At 50.5% G+C, this 18807-nt stretch carries 9 protein-coding genes; 8 read left to right on the forward strand and 1 reads right to left on the reverse strand.

Features of this window, described 5'->3' with window-relative positions; genetic code table 11:
- The 5 genes from miaA (at nt 1) to E0E47_RS07440 (ending at nt 9343) form a co-directional block, all read left to right on the forward strand.
- Nucleotides 1–906 carry a tRNA (adenosine(37)-N6)-dimethylallyltransferase MiaA gene (gene miaA, locus E0E47_RS07420; protein ID WP_130893337.1) on the forward strand — a complete coding sequence of 302 codons (906 nt, stop codon included), beginning with the start codon at nt 1–3 and terminating at the stop codon, nt 904–906.
- Between the two features lie 56 nt (nt 907–962).
- Nucleotides 963–3386: a transglycosylase domain-containing protein gene (locus E0E47_RS07425; protein WP_130893338.1), complete on the forward strand. Its 2424-nt coding sequence runs from the start codon at nt 963–965 to the stop codon at nt 3384–3386.
- 10 nt (nt 3387–3396) lie between these two features.
- Nucleotides 3397–5409, forward strand: coding sequence for a tetratricopeptide repeat protein (locus E0E47_RS07430; protein ID WP_130893339.1), 2013 nt, complete (start codon nt 3397–3399; stop codon nt 5407–5409).
- An 84-nt stretch (nt 5410–5493) separates the two neighbouring features.
- Nucleotides 5494–6492: a glycoside hydrolase family 43 protein gene (locus tag E0E47_RS07435; protein ID WP_130893340.1), complete on the forward strand. Its 999-nt coding sequence runs from the start codon at nt 5494–5496 to the stop codon at nt 6490–6492.
- A gap of 46 nt (nt 6493–6538) precedes the next feature.
- Nucleotides 6539–9343 (forward strand): glycosyl hydrolase, encoded by a 2805-nt coding sequence (locus E0E47_RS07440; protein ID WP_130893341.1) that lies wholly within the window; start codon nt 6539–6541, stop codon nt 9341–9343.
- A 387-nt stretch (nt 9344–9730) separates the two neighbouring features.
- Here the strand turns inward: E0E47_RS07440 and E0E47_RS07445 are convergent, their stop codons facing one another.
- Nucleotides 9731–12850 (reverse strand): glycoside hydrolase family 2 TIM barrel-domain containing protein, encoded by a 3120-nt coding sequence (locus E0E47_RS07445; RefSeq protein ID WP_130893342.1) that lies wholly within the window; start codon nt 12848–12850, stop codon nt 9731–9733.
- Between the two features lie 190 nt (nt 12851–13040).
- Here E0E47_RS07445 and E0E47_RS07450 point away from each other — a divergent pair, with 190 nt between their 5' ends.
- The 3 genes from E0E47_RS07450 (at nt 13041) to E0E47_RS07460 (ending at nt 18753) form a co-directional block, all read left to right on the forward strand.
- Entirely contained in the window at nt 13041–14939 is a 1899-nt protein-coding gene (locus E0E47_RS07450) for a DUF6057 family protein (protein ID WP_130893343.1), read from the forward strand.
- A gap of 2 nt (nt 14940–14941) precedes the next feature.
- The gene (locus tag E0E47_RS07455) at nt 14942–16441 is read left to right on the forward strand and encodes a TolB family protein (RefSeq protein WP_130893344.1); all 1500 of its coding nucleotides are present in this window, start codon (nt 14942–14944) and stop codon (nt 16439–16441) included.
- 62 nt (nt 16442–16503) lie between these two features.
- Nucleotides 16504–18753, forward strand: coding sequence for a S9 family peptidase (locus E0E47_RS07460; RefSeq protein ID WP_172604764.1), 2250 nt, complete (start codon nt 16504–16506; stop codon nt 18751–18753).
- Nucleotides 18754–18807: the final 54 nt, after the last annotated feature.

Here is an 18807-nt window from a genome sequence, read left to right on the forward strand (position 1 = left end):
ATGAAGCCCCGACTTGTCGTATTGATAGGACCTACGGGAGTGGGCAAAACAGAACTCAGCCTTTCGTTGGCTGAGTTTCTTCATACTCCTATTATCAACGCGGATTCACGGCAACTATTCCGTGACCTGCCTATCGGAACCGCAGCACCAACTGAAGCGCAACAACAGCGTGTCAGACATTATTTCGTCGGCACACTCGGGCTAACGGACTATTATAGTGCGGCACAATACGAAACAGACGTACTTCGTTTGTTGGACGGCCTCTACTCCCAACATCCATACGCCCTACTGACAGGTGGAAGCATGATGTACATCGACGCGGTTTGCAAGGGTATCGACGACATTCCTACCGTAGACGAAGAAACCCGCCGCCTTATGTTGGAAAGATACGAAGAAGTGGGGTTGGAACAACTTTGCAAAGAGCTGAAACTGCTCGATCCGGAATACTACAACCTCGTAGACCACAAAAATCCCAAACGTGTCATTCACGCATTGGAGATATGCTACATGACGGGGAAACCTTATTCAAGCTTTCGCACCAACCAACCCAAGGCACGTCCGTTCGACATCCTTAAAATCGGATTAAGACGGGAACGGGAAGAACTATACGAACGTATCAACCGGCGCGTGGACCAAATGATAACAGACGGATTAGTGGAAGAGGCACGGAAAGTCATAGCCTATAGGCATACCAACGCCCTCAATACCGTAGGATATAAGGAAATATTCAAATACATAGACGGTTCCTGGACTTTGGAAACATCTGTGGAGAAAATCAAACAAAACACCCGCATTTACTCACGCAAGCAAATGACATGGTTCCGCCGCGACGAAAGCATTCATTGGTTTCATCCGGATGAAACGGAAGCCATAAAAAAACTCATGGAAAAAGAGATTATGCCATAAACTTTTTCTAAATTTGCTCCTATTAAACATCATTCAACCTACATAAGTCAAATCACATGAGTCGCATTCTTCAAAAGACAATCCATTGGTTGAAAAAGGCCGGAAGGGGATTCACCAACCTCTATCGAGGCCCTTGGTACAAGAAAACCGTGGTATGGGCCACCACCTGTGTCCTATCGGTTATTTTACTTCTCATTGCCGTTGACCTCAACTTTCTCTACCTGTTCGGGAAATCTCCCGGATTTAAAGACATTAAAAACCCGGTCACTAATGAAGCGTCCGAGATATACAGTGCCGACAGTGTACTTATCGGCCGTTTTTTCAGCGAGAACCGAACTCCGGTCGAGTACGAAGATATCTCCCCCATTATCATCCAGACCCTCATCGATACTGAAGACGAACGTTTTTACCGTCACCATGGTATAGACTTCCAAGGGCTTTTCGCAGCGGTAAAAGACATCGCAAGCGGACGTGCCCGCGGTGCCAGTACCATCACCCAACAACTGGCCAAAAACCTGTTCCGAGTACGCACACAATACTCAACCGGCCTTTTAGGCAAAATCCCCGGGGTGAAAATCTTAGTCATGAAAGCCAAAGAATGGATTGTAGCCGTAAAACTGGAAAGAATATTCAGCAAAGAAGAAATACTCACCATGTATTTCAACACCGTGGATTTCGGCAGTAATTCATTCGGCATCAAGACAGCATGCCGCACATACTTCAACACGACTCCCGACCAACTGACCTACGAACAAGCCGCCACACTGGTAGGCTTATTGAAGGCGACATCCAACTATAACCCGAAGCTCAATCCCAAGAACAGTACCAAACGACGTAATGTGGTACTGACCAATTTGTATGACCACGGGCATATGGTCATCAATGGACACAAAGCCACCCGTGCACAACTGGACTCTCTCATGGCATTACCTATGATAGTCAGCCCGCGCAAAGAAGAAAGCAGTTATGACGGTATCGCACCTTACTTCCGTGCGACCCTGCCGGAGTACATCGACATGCTGTGCAAGAAAGGCGCGATAGCCGGCATAGATGAAGAAAACAAATTAGACCTCTATGCCGACGGTCTGAAGATATACACCACATTGGACACCCGTATGCAAAAATACGCGGAAGAGGCTGCCATCCAACAAATGGAGGTACTCCAACAACGTTTCAAGCAACATTGGGGCAACACAAACCCGTGGCAAGACGAAAGACACCGGGAGATTCCAAACTTTATCGAGGACTTAGCTAAAAAAACGACAGCATACAAATATCTCGAAACCCGTTTCCCCGACCAACCGGACTCCATCGCTTACTATCTGAATCTGCCCCACAAGGTCAAGGTATTCAGTTACGACGGTCCGAAAGAAGAAGAGATGAGCACCATGGACTCCATCCGTTATATGGTCAAATTCCTACATTGCGGTTTCGTAGCCATAGAACCGGACAGCCGCCAAGTCAAGGCATGGGTGGGCGACATCGACTTTGGCTCGTGGAAATACGACAAAGTCACCGCCATGCGCCAACCCGGTTCAACCTTCAAACTCTTTGTATATGCAGAAGCGATGAACCAAGGACTGACCCCCTGCGACACCCGTATCGACGAATGGCAACAGTACCCGGACACGGTAAACGGAGAACCCACGAAATGGACTCCCCATAACGCCAACGGGACTTTCTCTGGGGCTGCGATGCCGCTTAAATCGGCTTTTGCACAGAGCATCAATAGCGTTGCAGTCAAGTTGGGGTATGAACTGGGTATCCACAACGTGGCACAAACCGCACATGCCATGGGAATTGAATCACCGCTGCACGAGACTCCGTCGCTAAGCTTGGGTTCCTCCGATGTCAATCTGTTGGAACTGGTCAACGGCTACTGCACGGTCATCGACGACGGCAAGATGAATCCGCCCATTCTTATTACTAAAATTCTCGACCGCGACGGCAACATCATCTATGCAGCAGAACTGGAAGAGCAACAGGCAATCCCATACCGTTCCGCCTTCTTTATGCAGCGGCTTTTGCGGGGAGGCCTGACTGAGCCGGGCGGAACTACGGCTGCTCTGTGGAGCTACATCCACCCGGTACTGAAATACACCGATTTTGGAGGTAAAACCGGTACATCCAACAACCATTCCGATGCCTGGTTCGTGGGCGTAACGCCCAAGTTAGTCGCAGGAGGATGGGTCGGAGGAGAATACCGGAGCATACACTTCCGTACCGGAGCCTTAGGACAAGGCAGCCGGACGGCCTTGCCCATATTCGGCAACTTCATCCAAAAGGTTCTGTTGGACGACCGCTTCGCCCAATACCGTGCCAAGTTCCCGAAACAACCGCTCGAAGACATAGACCCCACCACGTACACATGTGAAAGCTATTACGCGCCACAAGAACCGGATTCGATCACGGCATCCTCAGATTCATTGGGCATAGTCCTTCCGGGGGATTCTTTACGCAACGACTCCTTGACACCATAGCCCCAAAGACTTGAAAGAAGAACTCGAAATAGACCTTCAGAATTCTGAATTCCAGAACACGCTGAAACTCATACAGTTTACCCGCAACTCGCTTTTCCTCACAGGCAAAGCCGGTACGGGTAAGTCCACTTTGCTGAAATATATCTGTAGCCACACACGGAAGAAGCACGTGGTATTGGCACCGACCGGCATAGCAGCCATCAATGCCGGAGGCAGCACCCTGCACAGCTTTTTCAAGCTCCCTTTTCATCCGCTCCTGCCCGATGACCCACGATTCAGTTTCCGCAAACTGAAAGAGTTCCTGAAATACAATTCTGCCCACCAAAAGTTAGTGCGTGAAACAGAACTGATTATTATCGACGAAATCTCAATGGTACGGGCGGACATCATCGACTTCATCGACCGCATCCTACGCCTCTACAGCCGTAACCTCCGTGAACCGTTCGGCGGAAAGCAGCTATTGCTTGTCGGGGACATATTCCAACTGGAACCGGTTGTCAAAGCGGACGAACGCGAAATCCTGAACCGTTACTACCCTACGCCTTATTTCTTCTCGGCCAAAGTATTCCAGGAAATGCGCCTCGTCTCCATAGAACTGAAGAAAGTGTACCGCCAGCAAGATGCCGCCTTCATCGCCGTACTCGACCATATCCGTACCAACCAAGCCGGAAGTGCCGACCTGCAACTGCTCAACAGCCGTTGGAACCGGACGAACGACGACAAGCTGAGCCATGGACTGAATATCACCTTAGCCACCCGGAGGGACAACGTAGATTTCATCAACCGCCGGAAACTATCCGAGATAGACACCCAAAGCACACTCTTTAAAGGCGAAATACAAGGTGAATTCCCGGAAAGTTCGCTCCCCACGCTGATGGAACTGGAACTTAAACCCGGCGCACAAGTCATCTTCGTCAAAAACGACCAAGACAAACGTTGGGTCAACGGAACTCTGGGCACCGTTTCAGCCATAGACGAGAAGAACGGCCATATCTACGTCGTCACGGAAGACGGGACGGAAATGGAAGTCACCCGCGAAGTGTGGAGCAACGTGCGCTACACCTACAATGAGCAAGAAAAAAAGATAGAAGAGGAGGAACTCGGCATCTTCCGGCAGTTCCCCCTGCGGTTGGCTTGGGCCATCACCATCCATAAAAGCCAGGGACTGACTTTCCGTAAAGTGACCATCGACTTCACCGGTGGTGTCTTCGCCGGAGGACAGGTATATGTAGCCTTGAGCCGCTGTACCTCATTGGAAGGTATATGCCTGAAAAAGGAAATATCCCGTTCGGATATTTTCGTCAAGCCCGAAATCATCCGGTTCGCCCAACAATTCAATGACGAAAAGGCTATCGAGCAGGCCATGAAGAAAGCCAAAGCCGACATCGAATACCAGGCTGCCGTGCAGGCATTCGACCGCGATGACTTCCGCGAAAGCCTCGACCACTTTTTCATAGCCATACACAGCCGGTACGACATCGAAAAACCGGCCATCAAACGGTTCATCTGCAGCAAGCTCAATATCATCAGCCGTCTCAAACGCGAGAACGAAGAGTTGAAACGACAAATGGCAGCCCAACGCAAGCAGATGCAGCAGTACGCCCATGAGTATTACGAACTGGGCAACGCTTCCATCCTTCAAGCCCACAATCTGCGAGCCGCTTTAGCCAATTACGATAAGGCCCTGTCGCTCGACCCGTCGCATGTAGACGCATGGATACGCAAAGGCGTCACATTGCAAGACCATGGGGAATACGAAGATGCACTCCAATGCTTCAACAGAGCCGCCGAACTCAGCACGGCCAATTTCAAAGTACACTACAACAGAGGGAAGAACCACTTGCTTTGCGAACGTACCGAACAGGCTGTCGCCGATTTCGACAAGGCAGTTTCCCTTAAACCCGAACACGCTAAAGCCCACGAACTTTTCGGAGACGCCCTGTCCCGTTCCGGCAAGGAAGAAGAAGCAGCCATCCATTGGGCCATTGCAGAAACGCTTCGGGAAAAGCGCAAGGGGCGTTAATCTTAGTTAATAAGCAGCCGGTTTACGCACACAAATAAAGCTATTTTCGTACATTTGACTGTTTATTAACCTATTCATTCCAACATGAGAAAAAACCTAAAGACAGTGTTAGGCATTTGCCTTGTGTGTGCCGGTACATTCGCAAGCACCACAACCCTCCAAGCAAAGAAGAAAGTGGCTTACCTTTTTACCTATTTTACAGGTAATGCTCCCGAACAGGAACAAATCTGTTATGCCATCAGTACGGACGGGTTCAGCTATACTCCGTTGAATGACGGTAACCCCGTCATTTCCTCCGACACGATTTCTCTAAAAAAAGGCGTACGCGATCCTCATATCCTGAGAGGTGAAGACGGCTACTTTTACATGGTAGTCACCGACATGCGTTCCAGTCAAGGATGGACTTCCAACCGGGGTATCGTACTGATGCGCAGCAAAGACATGGTCAACTGGACGCACCATACCGTCAATTTCCCCGAAAAATATGCAGGCACGATGTTCGCTAACGTCATCCGCGTATGGGCACCGCAAACCATCTACGACAAAAAGGCAAAAAAATATATGGTGTACTTTTCTATCCTGACCGATGACGGACAGTGCCCCTACGACAAGGTCTTTTGGGCCTATGCCAATGAAGATTTCAGCGACCTTGAAGGGGAACCCAAAGTCCTGTTCGACTACAAGAAACCGTCCATCGACACGGATATCGTGCAAGACGACAATGGAACTTATCACATCTTTTTCAAAACCGAAGGCGAACAGAAAAAAGGCATCCGCCAATATTTGGCCAAAGACCTGCACAATCCGGCAGAATGGGAACTGTTGCCCGGCACGTTCGAAGATACAGACAAAGCGGTGGAAGGTTCCGGCGTGTTCCAACGGATTGAAGGAGATTGGGTATTGATGTACGACTGCTACATGAACGGGCACTACCAGTTCTGCACCAGCAAAGACCTGATGAAGTTCAAACGCGTACAGGATACGGCCACGCAGGGCGCATTCACTCCGCGCCACGGCACGGTCATCGCCATCACCAAGAAAGAGCTGAAACGCCTGCAAAAAGCTTTCCCAAACACGAAATAAACAAAAGACCAACCCATTATTTTTTTTAAAAACCTATTAGTAAATAATGAAAACGCAACTATTAACCTTTGCACTGGCTCTCACATTAAGTCAGACCGCCATTGCTAAAAACACGACCCAGAAGATTGACAAAGTGACCTCGTCCGTCACCGTGAGTGAGGACGTGGACTACATCATCACCGGGACGACACCTTTCAGCACAACCGGAAGCATCAACATCACCAACACGGAACATGCCGTCGTAATCTTGGAGAACCTACGTCCAAGCGAAGCTCTCAGCTACCTGTCTTACATCAAGATTAATGGGGAGCCAGCCATTAACGACGAAAACTGCCAAGTGAAGATGTACGCCCACGGAGCCATCATCCTGCCTTACGACAAAGACTTCAAGCCTCTGACCGTGTATTCCGAACCTGATTTCGGAGGAGAGTCCGTCAACGATTTCGGACTGGAAAACTCCGGGGGCTACATGAATACCCTCACCACAGCCAAACTCAACAACCGCATCCGGAGCTTCAAGCTGAAGAGGGGTTACATGGTGACTTTCTCCAACAACCCCTCAGGACGGGGATACAGCCGCTGCTTCATCGCCGACCAAGAGGACTTGGAAATAGCTTCACTGCCTTTGGAACTCGACCACAGGATTTCTTCCTACCGTGTGTTCAAATGGCATAATTTCCAGAAAAAGGGCATTGCCAGTGATGCAAGCGAAGAAATCGTCAACGCCCTCAAGGTCACCTGGTGCTATGACTGGGGGCAGGGCAATGCAAGCCGCGAGCCGGACTGTGAATGGGTACCTCATCACATTTACGAAGATTGGCCGTCCGTCCCGACTTGCGGTGGCGTGACCCAATCCTGTCACATGCAGACCAACAACGAACCGGGCAACAGTGCCGACGATCATCCGCAAAGCGTGGAAACCGTACTCAACAACTGGGAAAACCTTATGGCCACCGGTATGCGCCTGTGTTCCCCTTCGTCACATGACGGAAGCCTCTCATGGTTAGAACAGTTCATGGCAGAAATAGATAAGCGCGGTTGGCGTTGCGACATCCTCGACATGCACTGCTATTGGCCCGAATGGAACCTGAACAACGCCCTGAAAGATTATTATAACAAATACAAACGTCCTATCTGGGTGTCCGAGTTCGTCTGGGGAGCTTCATGGAACAACAACGGCATCTTCGCCACCGACCGTTCTTTCTCGAAGGAAAACCAACAGAAAAACTACGACGTAATGAGCAAGGTGCTCACTAACTGGAACAGTTTCGACTATGTGGAACGATATGCCTATTGGAACAGTGAAGCCGATTGCTCCAAACTTTACAAGTATGGAAAGGAAGGCAATCCTTCCGAAATTTCCATCCTTGGCAAATGGTACGGCGAAATGAAATCCGGAATGGGTTACAAAAAGTCATACGATTACGTACCCAAAGTAGTGTATAGCACGCCCTCTGGAATGAGTTTGGAATATACCGAACGCACGCGCAAGTTGGCCATCAATTGGGAATATAAGAACAATATGGGCTTCACCGATTCCACTCTTCTGGAAGTTCGCATAGACGGAGGCGAATGGCAGACCCTTCAAAAATATGAAGGTCCGGACAAGACATCTTATACCTACAACGAGGTTTTCCCCGAAGATTTCAAACGGGGCACTTACACGTACCGGGTACGCAACTTCGACATGGATGGTAACGTGCGTTCTACGGACGAGGTACAGCTCTCGTTGGTGGCAGCTAAGGGCGAAGCGGGCTTCCAGTACGGCACATTGGAAATCAGCGATACGGAAGAGTTCAATACGGAATTCGATGCCATCGGTGAAGATGAAAAACCGGCTGTTTTTGCAGGCTTGCTTTCCTATAACGATTCAAAGGTAGTACCGGTCAATACAGTAGTCAGCGTGTTGAGCGACAAATTCTCTTTTTGGGCCTTCCCTTGGAACGAGGGAGACTATGAGCAAACTATCACGGAACCGGAAACCATGGATTTCATGGTACTGCGCAAGGGTGCCCACCAAATCGGCGGCATCACGATGGAAGTGGGAGAAAGTGCCAACAAAATCAAGAACGACACCACATGGATCAGTTTTGCCACCCCATTCCCCGAAGGGGTCACACCGGTGGTCATTGCCAATGTGTTGTCACGCTATAAGGCATATCCCTACGTAGTCAAGGTTTGCGACATCACAAACAAAGGTTTCGCCGTCAAACTGGCCCGTCAAGCCGCTGTGGACGAAACAACCAACACTTTTGCCGGACAAGACATCTTTTACGTGGCAGCCACGCCGGGAACCGCCAAGATGGATGACGGCAAAATATTGACCGTAGGCCGCAGCACGGAAGACAAAGTGGACGGACGGCGTGCCCGTGATGTCAATTTTGTCGATGAGTCCGGCAACGCCGTGGCCTTGTTCAACCCTGTCATGCTGTTTGGCCCCCAGACCAACAACTATGATTGTGCCTCCGTATACCGGATTAGCAGTGACCTCACGGATGAAGACAACGTGGACGTTGAGAACGTGCCCGCTACCACGGGTGTGAAAATCATCCGCCAAAAGGACAAGACCAACGAAACAATCAAAGAAATAGACAACGCCACCAACAATGGCGATTTCATGGGTTGGATAGCCATCAGTACTCCAAAGGAGGGTGAATCAAATATCCAAGGCACGATTGCAACCGCCCCGTTCAAAGTTTCCGTACGCGACGGCCATGTCATCGTAGACGGTACTGACAATTACCGGATTTACGCCATCAGCGGCCAACAGGTATCCCGTACGGTACGCCTTTCAAGAGGCATTTATGTGGTAAAAGCCGGAAACCATTCTGTCAAGGTCATGGTTCCATAACCTTCCACAAGGATTTCCGCAAGGCATTCAACGGCATTACTATAATATCAACAGTTCGCCCCCGAACGGCATATCCGGCCATTCGGGGGCGAATTGTTTTTCCGATTTATATTGACATTCCACGAAACGACAACACCTTTTAAAAGGAAATACAATCAGCTATGAAATAATGGTTTATGGGCATAAAGAAATTAGCATTCCGTTCTGCGCCAAACGATTTTCGGCTTTCAGCCAAACGAAAGGGAGCTTTCCTACATCCTTACATGCTGAAACCCACAGGACACATTTCCATGTCTAAAGTGCCATAAAAAAGGGGCACCTTCTCACGAAGACACCCCTCCATAATTAATTTAATTTCAACATAATAATATGAAAGAATTCATATCATTATAACGGACGGATTACGTAAGTAAAGTTGTAATCCTGATAAGGCATGCGGTACTGTTCGAGCGGAATAGCCCCCCAACTGTTCACACAAGCCAATCCACGTTGACGCGCAGCCAACTTGACCACACTGAAATCACGGGGTGTCAAGTCGCCGGAATGGCTCTGGTGGGCATTCTTATCCCAACCGTCATCCAAATCCGAAGCCAGATAGTTCAACGTGCTGCATTCCATCGGAGCGAAAGAATAGAACTCCAATCCCTTGCCGTTCTCATCCTTCACCTGCCAATAGCGCACCTCGGTCTTGTTTCCGCTTTCCTGCGGACGCACATAGCCCCAATACTGGTCGGCCACCTTCGCATCGTACACACCTAAACGGTCTCCGTGGTTACGGTCGATGTAATTCTCACCCGGTCCCTTTCCGTAATAGGTCAGCATATTATAGGCTTTCGGCATAACCAACTGCATACCGTAACGCATCAGCTCCGGCTTGTGCTTGGCATCCTTGTTTACCGTCATGGCCTCGTTGACCATCAATTCACCAACCGGAGTCAACGTATAAGTCATCGTCAACGTAGCCTCTACCGACGGCATTTCATATACCACTTCTACACCCTTTTCGGCTTTGCTTTCGTCTTCCACCACCTTGAACGACTTCATCTTCATTTCAGGGTTCTTCCAAACATGCAACTTACGTTGTGCACCTGCCCCATAGTCGTTATCGGTCGGCGCACGCCAGAAATCGGGCGTAATGGCATAGCCTTCTTCCAACATGGGCTTCCCGTCCACGTCAAGGTAATCAATCCAACCGTTCCAATGATTGAAAGTAACGGAAGTGCGGCCTGCCGTCAAAGTAACCCATGCCGACTTTTCTTCTTTTTCCACCTTTCCGGCATCATGTTTCCCGGGAGTAGCAGCCAACACAGTTTCCATCGTCGGGAACTCATACGGGTTCACCACGAACTGTTCGCGTGCCACGGCATAACCGGCATCAAGCATCGGTTCTGCTTTCTTCAGCACGAAGTCAAGGTTCAACACCACTTCGCCTTTCACGTCCGCAGGCAGGCTGTAGCCATCCAGTTTTACCACACGTTTCTGCTGTGCCGGCACATCAAGCGTATTCCGCCCGTTGGCCAATACCTTTCCTTCCGCCTCCAACGTCCACTGCAATTCCACATCATCGAGCGACTTGAAGAAATTCTCATTGTAAACCTCTACCTCACCGGCTTTCAAATCTTTGGCCGTAGCCCAAATGCTTTGGTAGTAATAGCGTACCTCATTGGCATGTGGATTCGGTTTACGGTCAGGATTGACAATACCGTTGTTATTGAAATTATGGTCACTGGTGGGATAACGTCCGAAGTCGCCCCCGTAAGCGTATATCGTCTTACCCTGCTTGTTCTTCACACGCAAGCCTTGGTCCACGAAGTCCCAGATGAAACCACCCTGATACTTCGGGTATTTGCGTATCATGTCCCAATATTCCTTGAATCCCCCCATGGAGTTACCCATGGCATGAGCGTATTCGCACTGTATGAGCGGACGGGGATTATCGCCTTTCGAATACCATTCACAGCCACCGTAATCGTAATACATCGGACAGAAAATATCTGTCTTGCCGTTCTGTCCGGCCTGTTCGTACTGGCACGGACGGCTTGGGTCGTAAGCCTTCACCAAATCATAGGCCTTCTCGAAGTTGGGACCATAACCAGCCTCGTTACCCAAGCTCCAGAATATGATGGAAGGATGGTTCTTGTAAATCTTGATATTGCTTTCGTTACGCTCCAAATGTGCCTTCTCATAAGTCGGCTCCTTGGCCAAAGTCTTGTCGCCATAGCCCATTCCGTGGCTTTCGATATTGGCTTCGGCCACCATATAGATACCGTAGATGTCGCAAAGTTCATACCAACGGGGATCGTCGGGATAATGACAGGTACGCACGGCATTGATGTTCAGTTCCTTCATCAAACGGATATCTTCCAACATGCGGTCCATCGACACCACATAGCCCGTCACCGGATCGAGTTCGTGACGGTTGGCTCCTTTGAACAACACTGGCTGCCCGTTCACCAACACCTGGGCGTTCTTGATTTCCACTTTGCGGAAACCTACGCGCTGCGGCACAACCTCGGCTACCTGCTTGCCGTCCATCAAGGTAGTATATAAAGTATAGAGGTTCGGAGTCTCGGCCGTCCACTTCAAAGGATTTTTGATGTCGAAGGTCACTTTCACTTCACCGTTTCCTCCGACTTTAGCCGTCTGCGAGGCCACTTCCTTCCCCTCCTTGTCTTTCAAGGAGAACATCACGGTTTCACCCTTGGCTCTTACGGCGTTCAGTTTCACCTCCAACGTCCCGTCCTGGTAATTGTTCACCAAATCAGGTGTAATGAACAAGTCGGCAATGTGAGCCTCCGGACGAGCATAGAGATACACTTCACGGGCAATTCCCGTAAAACGCCAGAAGTCCTGGTCTTCAAGATATGAACCGTCGCACCAACGCATCACCTGCATGGCAATCAGGTTCTCCTTGCCCGGCGTGAGGTACTTCGTCAGGTCGAATTCCGCCGACACTTTGCTGTCTTCACTGTATCCCACGAACTTGCCATTCACCCATACCATCAGGTTGGACGTAGCCGAACCCACGTGCAGGTAAATCCGCTCACCTTTCCAATCGGCAGGCACGGTCACCATCTTACGGTATGAACCCGTATAATTGTTACGCTCTTCCACAAAAGGCGGTTCGGGTCTGAATTGTGTTCTCCATGGATAACCATTGTTGCTGTAAATGGCATCTCCGTAACCATTCAACTCCAAAATGCCGGGTACGGGAAAGTCCGTCCACTGCGAATCATCGTACTTCAGGGAATAGAAGTCGCGAGGGGCTTTGTCGTGGTCATTGGAAAAATTGAATTTCCACTTGCCTTCCAACGACAGGTAACGTTCCGACCGGGCTTTTTGGTCAGCCTTTGCCAGATTCTCTGTCTCGTACGCGAAAAACGCCGCACGCGGAGCCATGGTGTTTACTTCGTTCACCTCGGGATCCAACCACCAAGGTTTGTCTTTTTGCGCACTAGCCGAGAGAGCGGCCAGACAAGCACAAGAAAACATCAATTGTCTAAACATGGTACATTTTTTTATTGCGTCACAGACGCGGTTAGTTAATCATTTAGAAACTGCCTACAAAGATACTTCTTTTGTTCTATTTTCATACTAAAATACAAAGTTTTTGCTAAAATATTACGTGTTCGCATCAAGATTTATTAACTTTGGAGGGTAAAACCTAATCATTAGTGGAAAAAACAACTAAAATATCATGAATACTGATTTTTCACAACCGTTCAATCCAGAGGCTTACGCGCCATCCGCCAAGACGGACACACGGTTCCGGTGTTGCGTGGAGAAAGGGATGCCGTGGCTCTATGGCATCATCTTTCCTGTCATTCTCGGCCTTTGTCTGTACACTTACGAGAAAGAAACCCTTTTCCGGATACAAGAACTCAACCTCTTCTTGCCGGACAGTACTTTCTATCATACACTCGCGGCATATCCGGGCGGCACATTGCAATGGGCATCCTGTTTCCTCACCCAGTTCTTTTATTATCCGGCTGTGGGGACAGCCTTTCTCGCAGCCGTTTGGATCTGCATTTGCTTCGTCATGCGCTCGGCCTTCCGGCTGTCCCCCTCGTGGAGCTTTCTTCCCGCTTTGGTTCCGGCAGCCCTGTTGGCCGGTATCGTGGAGATGGGTTATTTCATTTACTACATCAAATTACAAGGTTATTTCTTCACGGCCTCCCTTGGCATATTGGCGGCCCTGTCAGCCGTATGGGTTTTCAGCCGTACAGCTCACCGGCGTCCATATTGGGGTTATGCGTGGCTGACCGTATGGCTCCTCGCCGGTTATCCTTTATTCGGGGCATACGCATTGGCCGGCACGGCCTACATGTTGGCGCTCTGTTGGCGTATGCCGGGCACATTATATAAGCACCGTGTCATCCCTACGGCATGGGGACTGTTGCTGCTCGCCGGAGTGCCCCTTGCGGCATGGCATTTTTATAGCCAAACGGCCATCAGCGAAATCTACACGGCCGCCTTGCCAAGTTTCGATGCGGGTGGAAAAGTATTCACAGACTATCGCATACCTTATTATATATTGTTCCTCCTGCCACTAGCGGGTGCCGTCATCTATGATTACGTACCGGCCATAAAGAAATACCCCCTCATCCTCTTGGTTCACTTGCTCGTATGGACAGCTACCGCATGGGGGTTGAAAAAGGCGTGGTATGTGGATGAGAACTTCCGTAAGGAACTGCTGATGGCACGTGCCATAGAGGAAGAAGACTGGGAACAGGTGCCGGCCATCTTCCTGGGCGGAACGGCAGAGCCTACCCGCCTGATGGTCATGAACAAGAACCTGGCTTTGTTCCGCCTCGGACGGGCGGGTGACGAAATGTTCCAATACCGCGAAGGGGGCGCACGTCCCAATGCCCCGTTCCTCGTACGGTTGGCCCACGTAGGCGGTAAAGCTTTGTACTATCACTACGGGCAGGAAAACTATTGCTACCGTTGGTGTATGGAAGACGGCGTGACCTACGGGTGGCGGACGGAATACCTGAAATACATGGCCAAAACTTCTATCGCGGGCGGCGATTACAAAGTGGCACGCAAATACATCGACATGCTTAAACGTACCCTTTTCCATAAAGGTTGGGCTGAAAAATACGAGGCTTATCTTGACCACCCGGAACAGATACGGAAGAGCAAAGAGTTTGCACCGATTATCCGCCTGTTGCCTAAGGAAGACAAGCTTAACTCGGACCTGAACGTCATCGAAATGTTCCTGCTGAAGACCTTTGCTTACGGCGAAAGCAACGACCCACTCTACCAAGAACAGACCTTGATAGCGGCCTTGCAAATGAAAGACATCGACCTGTTCTGGCCCCGTTTCTTCCAATATGCCACCCTGCATAACGGAGCACCCATGCCGCGCCATTATCAGGAAGCCGCCTACCTGTATGGCCACCTGGAAAAGAAGGTAGATATCAGCCACATGCCTTTCGACCAGGAAGTGAAAGACAGTTACCAACGGTTTATGGAATTCACCCAACAATGCGCCGGTATGACGGAAGCACAAATGGCGGAAGCCTTCCGGCCTCAGTTCGGCAACACTTTCTATTATTTCTATTTTTTAGTCAACGGATTACAAACCTACTAACCATGAATGCTATCTTCAAATATCTCGGCTGCGCAGTGATGGCCGCCGTTTTGTACGGCTGCACACCCCGTGTACCCGAAACTTACACCGACAACCGCGAACTGCCGGACATCTATCCGGACTATACGGAAGTGACCATCCCTTCCAACATCGCCCCCTTGCATTTTATAGTGGACGAAGAAGCGGATGCCTATATCACGCGCATCAGCTACAACGGAAAAAAATGGGTCACGGACAAGCGTGAGGTCACCCCAGGGATTTCCCTTTGGCGCGACATGTTGGAAGCAACCCAAGGAAAGACTATCGGCATAGAAGTTTTCGTGGAACACGATGGCCAATGGACACGCCACCAACCGTTTCAAATCCATGTGGCCGAAGAGACGATAGACCCCTACCTCTCCTACCGCCTCATCAGTCCTTCGTATGTCACTTACCGGGACTTGACCCTCAACCAACGTGATTTGACCAATTTCGATGAAAGCGTCATTTACGGCAACATGATGAACACCGACGTGGAACATGCACAATGTATCAACTGCCATTCTTACCAGAACTACAATCCCCGGCGTATGCAGTTCCACGTGAGGGAAGACCGTGCCGGAACAGTCATCGCATACGACGGTACATTGGTCAAAGCCAACCTGAAAACGGATTCGCTCATCTCGGGCGGGGTATATCCCGCCTGGCACCCGACAGAAAAACTCATCGCCTATTCGGTCAACCAGACCGGGCAAACGTTCCACACACGCGACCTGCAGAAAGTGGAAGTACAAGACATGCTCAGCGACCTGATACTTTACGACGTGGAGAAAAACGAAGTGACACGCATCCCGGGCGATGCCGATGAACTGGAAGTATTCCCGTGGTGGAGTCCGGACGGCAAATACCTTTATTATGCCTCGGCCCGTTTCGTACGCAGAGACACGGCAGAGAACTTGGACAATGAAACCATCCTGCGTTATAAGGAAATCAAATACAATCTTTTCCGGAGAAGCTTCGACCCGGCCAGCCGCCGGATAGGTCCGCCCGAATTGGTATTCGACGCGGCCGCACGCGGAAAGAGCGCCACGTTGCCGCGCATATCGCCCGACGGACGCTACCTGATGTTCACGCTCGGAGCGTTCGGCGTGTTCCACATCTGGCACAAAGACGCAGACCTCTACCTGATGGACTTACGTACACGCCAAGTACGTCCAATGGAGGAGATCAACTCCGACGACGTGGAAAGCTACCACTCGTGGAGCAGTAACGGACGGTGGGTGGTCTTCAGCAGCCGGCGTTACGACGGGAACTACACACGGCCTTTCATTGCCTACATAGACAAGGACGGCAAGGGGCGCAAACCTTTCGAGTTGCCGCAGGAAGTGCCTGACATGCACCGGCGTTTCATGCGGAGTTACAACATCCCGGAATTCATGGACGGGCCGGTCGAGGTTACCCCGCAAGAATTCGCTTCGCTCATCAGGGGCACCGAAGCGCGGCCTGCACGGCAAAGGAATTAGACACGATAAAAACCTATTAAAAAGTAATGAGAAACAAAACAATCAAAAGCCTGCTGCTCCCGATGCTATGCTTCATAGCGGCAAACGGACAGGCACAAGGCACACTGGAAGACTACCGGAGGGCATATTCCCTCTACGGGAAGTTCAATGCCACACAGGTATATAACGACCCGGCAGACATACGGTGGGACGGAAAGACTGCATTCCACTACTCTGTCTATACGCCGGAAGGGACAGACTATTACGTAGGCAAAGTCACGGGAGACGTGAAAACGGCTGACGTAAAAGCTATTCACATGAAAGCCTTGGCGGAACTGCTTTCCCGCGAGACCGGAAAGGACATCCCACGGAACACGCTAAGACTGTCACGCTTGAATGTGGACGAGAACCAACCCACGTCCGTATCCTTTGAATTCGACGGTTACAAATGGGAAGTCGAAGAAGCTTGCACGGCCGGACTACGGTTAGGCAGCAAAGAAGCCCTTCCGCCCAAGGATCCGTGGCGAAAACCGCGTCACTGGATGGAAGTGGACGATGAGAAAGGGGCAGCACCAGTAGTCTCGCCCGACGGGAAACGGCAAGCCTATATCAAGAATGACAATGTATACGTCAGCGACCGGGACGGCCGCCACGAACGGGCGTTGAGCAACGACGGGACGGCCGGCAATTACTATTCCAGTTGGCTCAAATGGAGCCCGGACGGCAGATACGTATGTGCCAACAAGATACGTCCGGCTCAGAAACGGTATGTATATTACGTAGAAAGCTCGCCCAAAAGCCAGCTCCAACCCATCCTTCACCAACAGGAATACGCCAAGCCGGGCGACGAACTGCGCTTCAAGGTGCCTTGCATATTCAACGTGGAAACAGGACAGGCCGTCATTCCGTCTACCGAACTCTTCGACCGACAGTACGACTTGTACGGCCCGGAATGGAAAGAGGACGGAAAAGCCGTAACTTTTGAATACAACGAACGCGGACATAAAATATACCGTGTATTGGAACTCGATGCGGAAACCGGCAAGGTGCGCACACTCGTGGAAGAGAGCAGCCCCACTTTTGTCAATTACAGCCGCATGTTCCGCCACATTCTGAAAGGCGGAAAGGAAATGATATGGATGAGCGAACGCGACAACTGGAACCACCTCTACATGATTGACATGGAGAAAGGCAAGGTGATCCGGCAAATCACAAAAGACGACTGGGTGGTGCGCCGCGTGCTCAAAGTAGACGAAGACAACCAAGTGATTTATTTCACGGCCAGTGGAGTAAATCCCAAAGAAGACCCTTACCATGTACATTATTATAAAATAAACATGGACGGCAAAGAAATGACCTGCCTCACACCGGAAGAAGGAAACCACTCGGCGGTATTCAACGAAGATTACACCCTGTGGATTGACAAATACTCCACTGCGGAACAGGCACCCGTCACCGTGCTGCGCACGGCACAAGGCGAAAAGACAGAGGGACGGACATTGGCACAAGCGGATTTAAGCAAAATCAAATCGGCCGGATGGACTGCCCCCGAAATCTTCACCGCTCCCGGACGGGACGGCGTGACACCGATGTGGGGCATCATCCAACGTCCGACCAATTTCGACCCACAAAAGAAATATCCGGTCATCGAATACATCTATTCCGGCCCCGGAGATGCCTACACGCCCAAAAGCTTCCTTTCTTACAACGGATACACGACGGCATTGGCCGAACTGGGATTCATCGTCGTGCAGCTCGACGCCATGGGGACGTCCTATCGCGGAAAGAAGTTTGAAGAAGTGTGCTACAAGAACCTGAAAGATGCCGGTTTCCCCGACCGTATCCAGTGGATCAAGGCGGCAGCGGAAAAGTACCCCTATATGGACAGTACCCGTGTGGGGATATACGGTTGCTCTGCCGGAGGACAGGAAGCTTTGGCCGCCGTACTTTTCCACCCGGAATTCTACAAGGCATCCTACTCCAGTTGCGGTTGCCACGACAACCGGATGGACAAAATCTGGTGGAACGAACAGTGGATGGGCTATCCGGTGGACAGCAGCTACATCGCTTGCTCCAACGTGGAAAACGCCCACCGGCTGACGCGCCCGCTGATGCTCGTGGTAGGAGAAATGGACGACAACGTGGATCCGGCTTCCACCATGCAAGTGGTCGATGCCCTCATCAAAGCCAACAAGGATTTCGAGTTGGTGGTCCTGCCGGGCGTAAGGCACAGCATGGGCGAAAGCTACGGGGAACACAAGCGTTTTGATTTCTTCGTAAAAGAACTCATGGGCGTGGAACCGCCGAAATGGGATGAACTAAAACAAAAATGAAAAAACTTTCATACGCATACAGCCCGCCGGATTCCGGCGGGCTGTATGCGTATG

Origin of the sequence: Paraprevotella xylaniphila YIT 11841 (assembly GCF_900683745.1) — a bacterium.
Classification (GTDB): domain Bacteria; phylum Bacteroidota; class Bacteroidia; order Bacteroidales; family Bacteroidaceae; genus Paraprevotella; species Paraprevotella xylaniphila.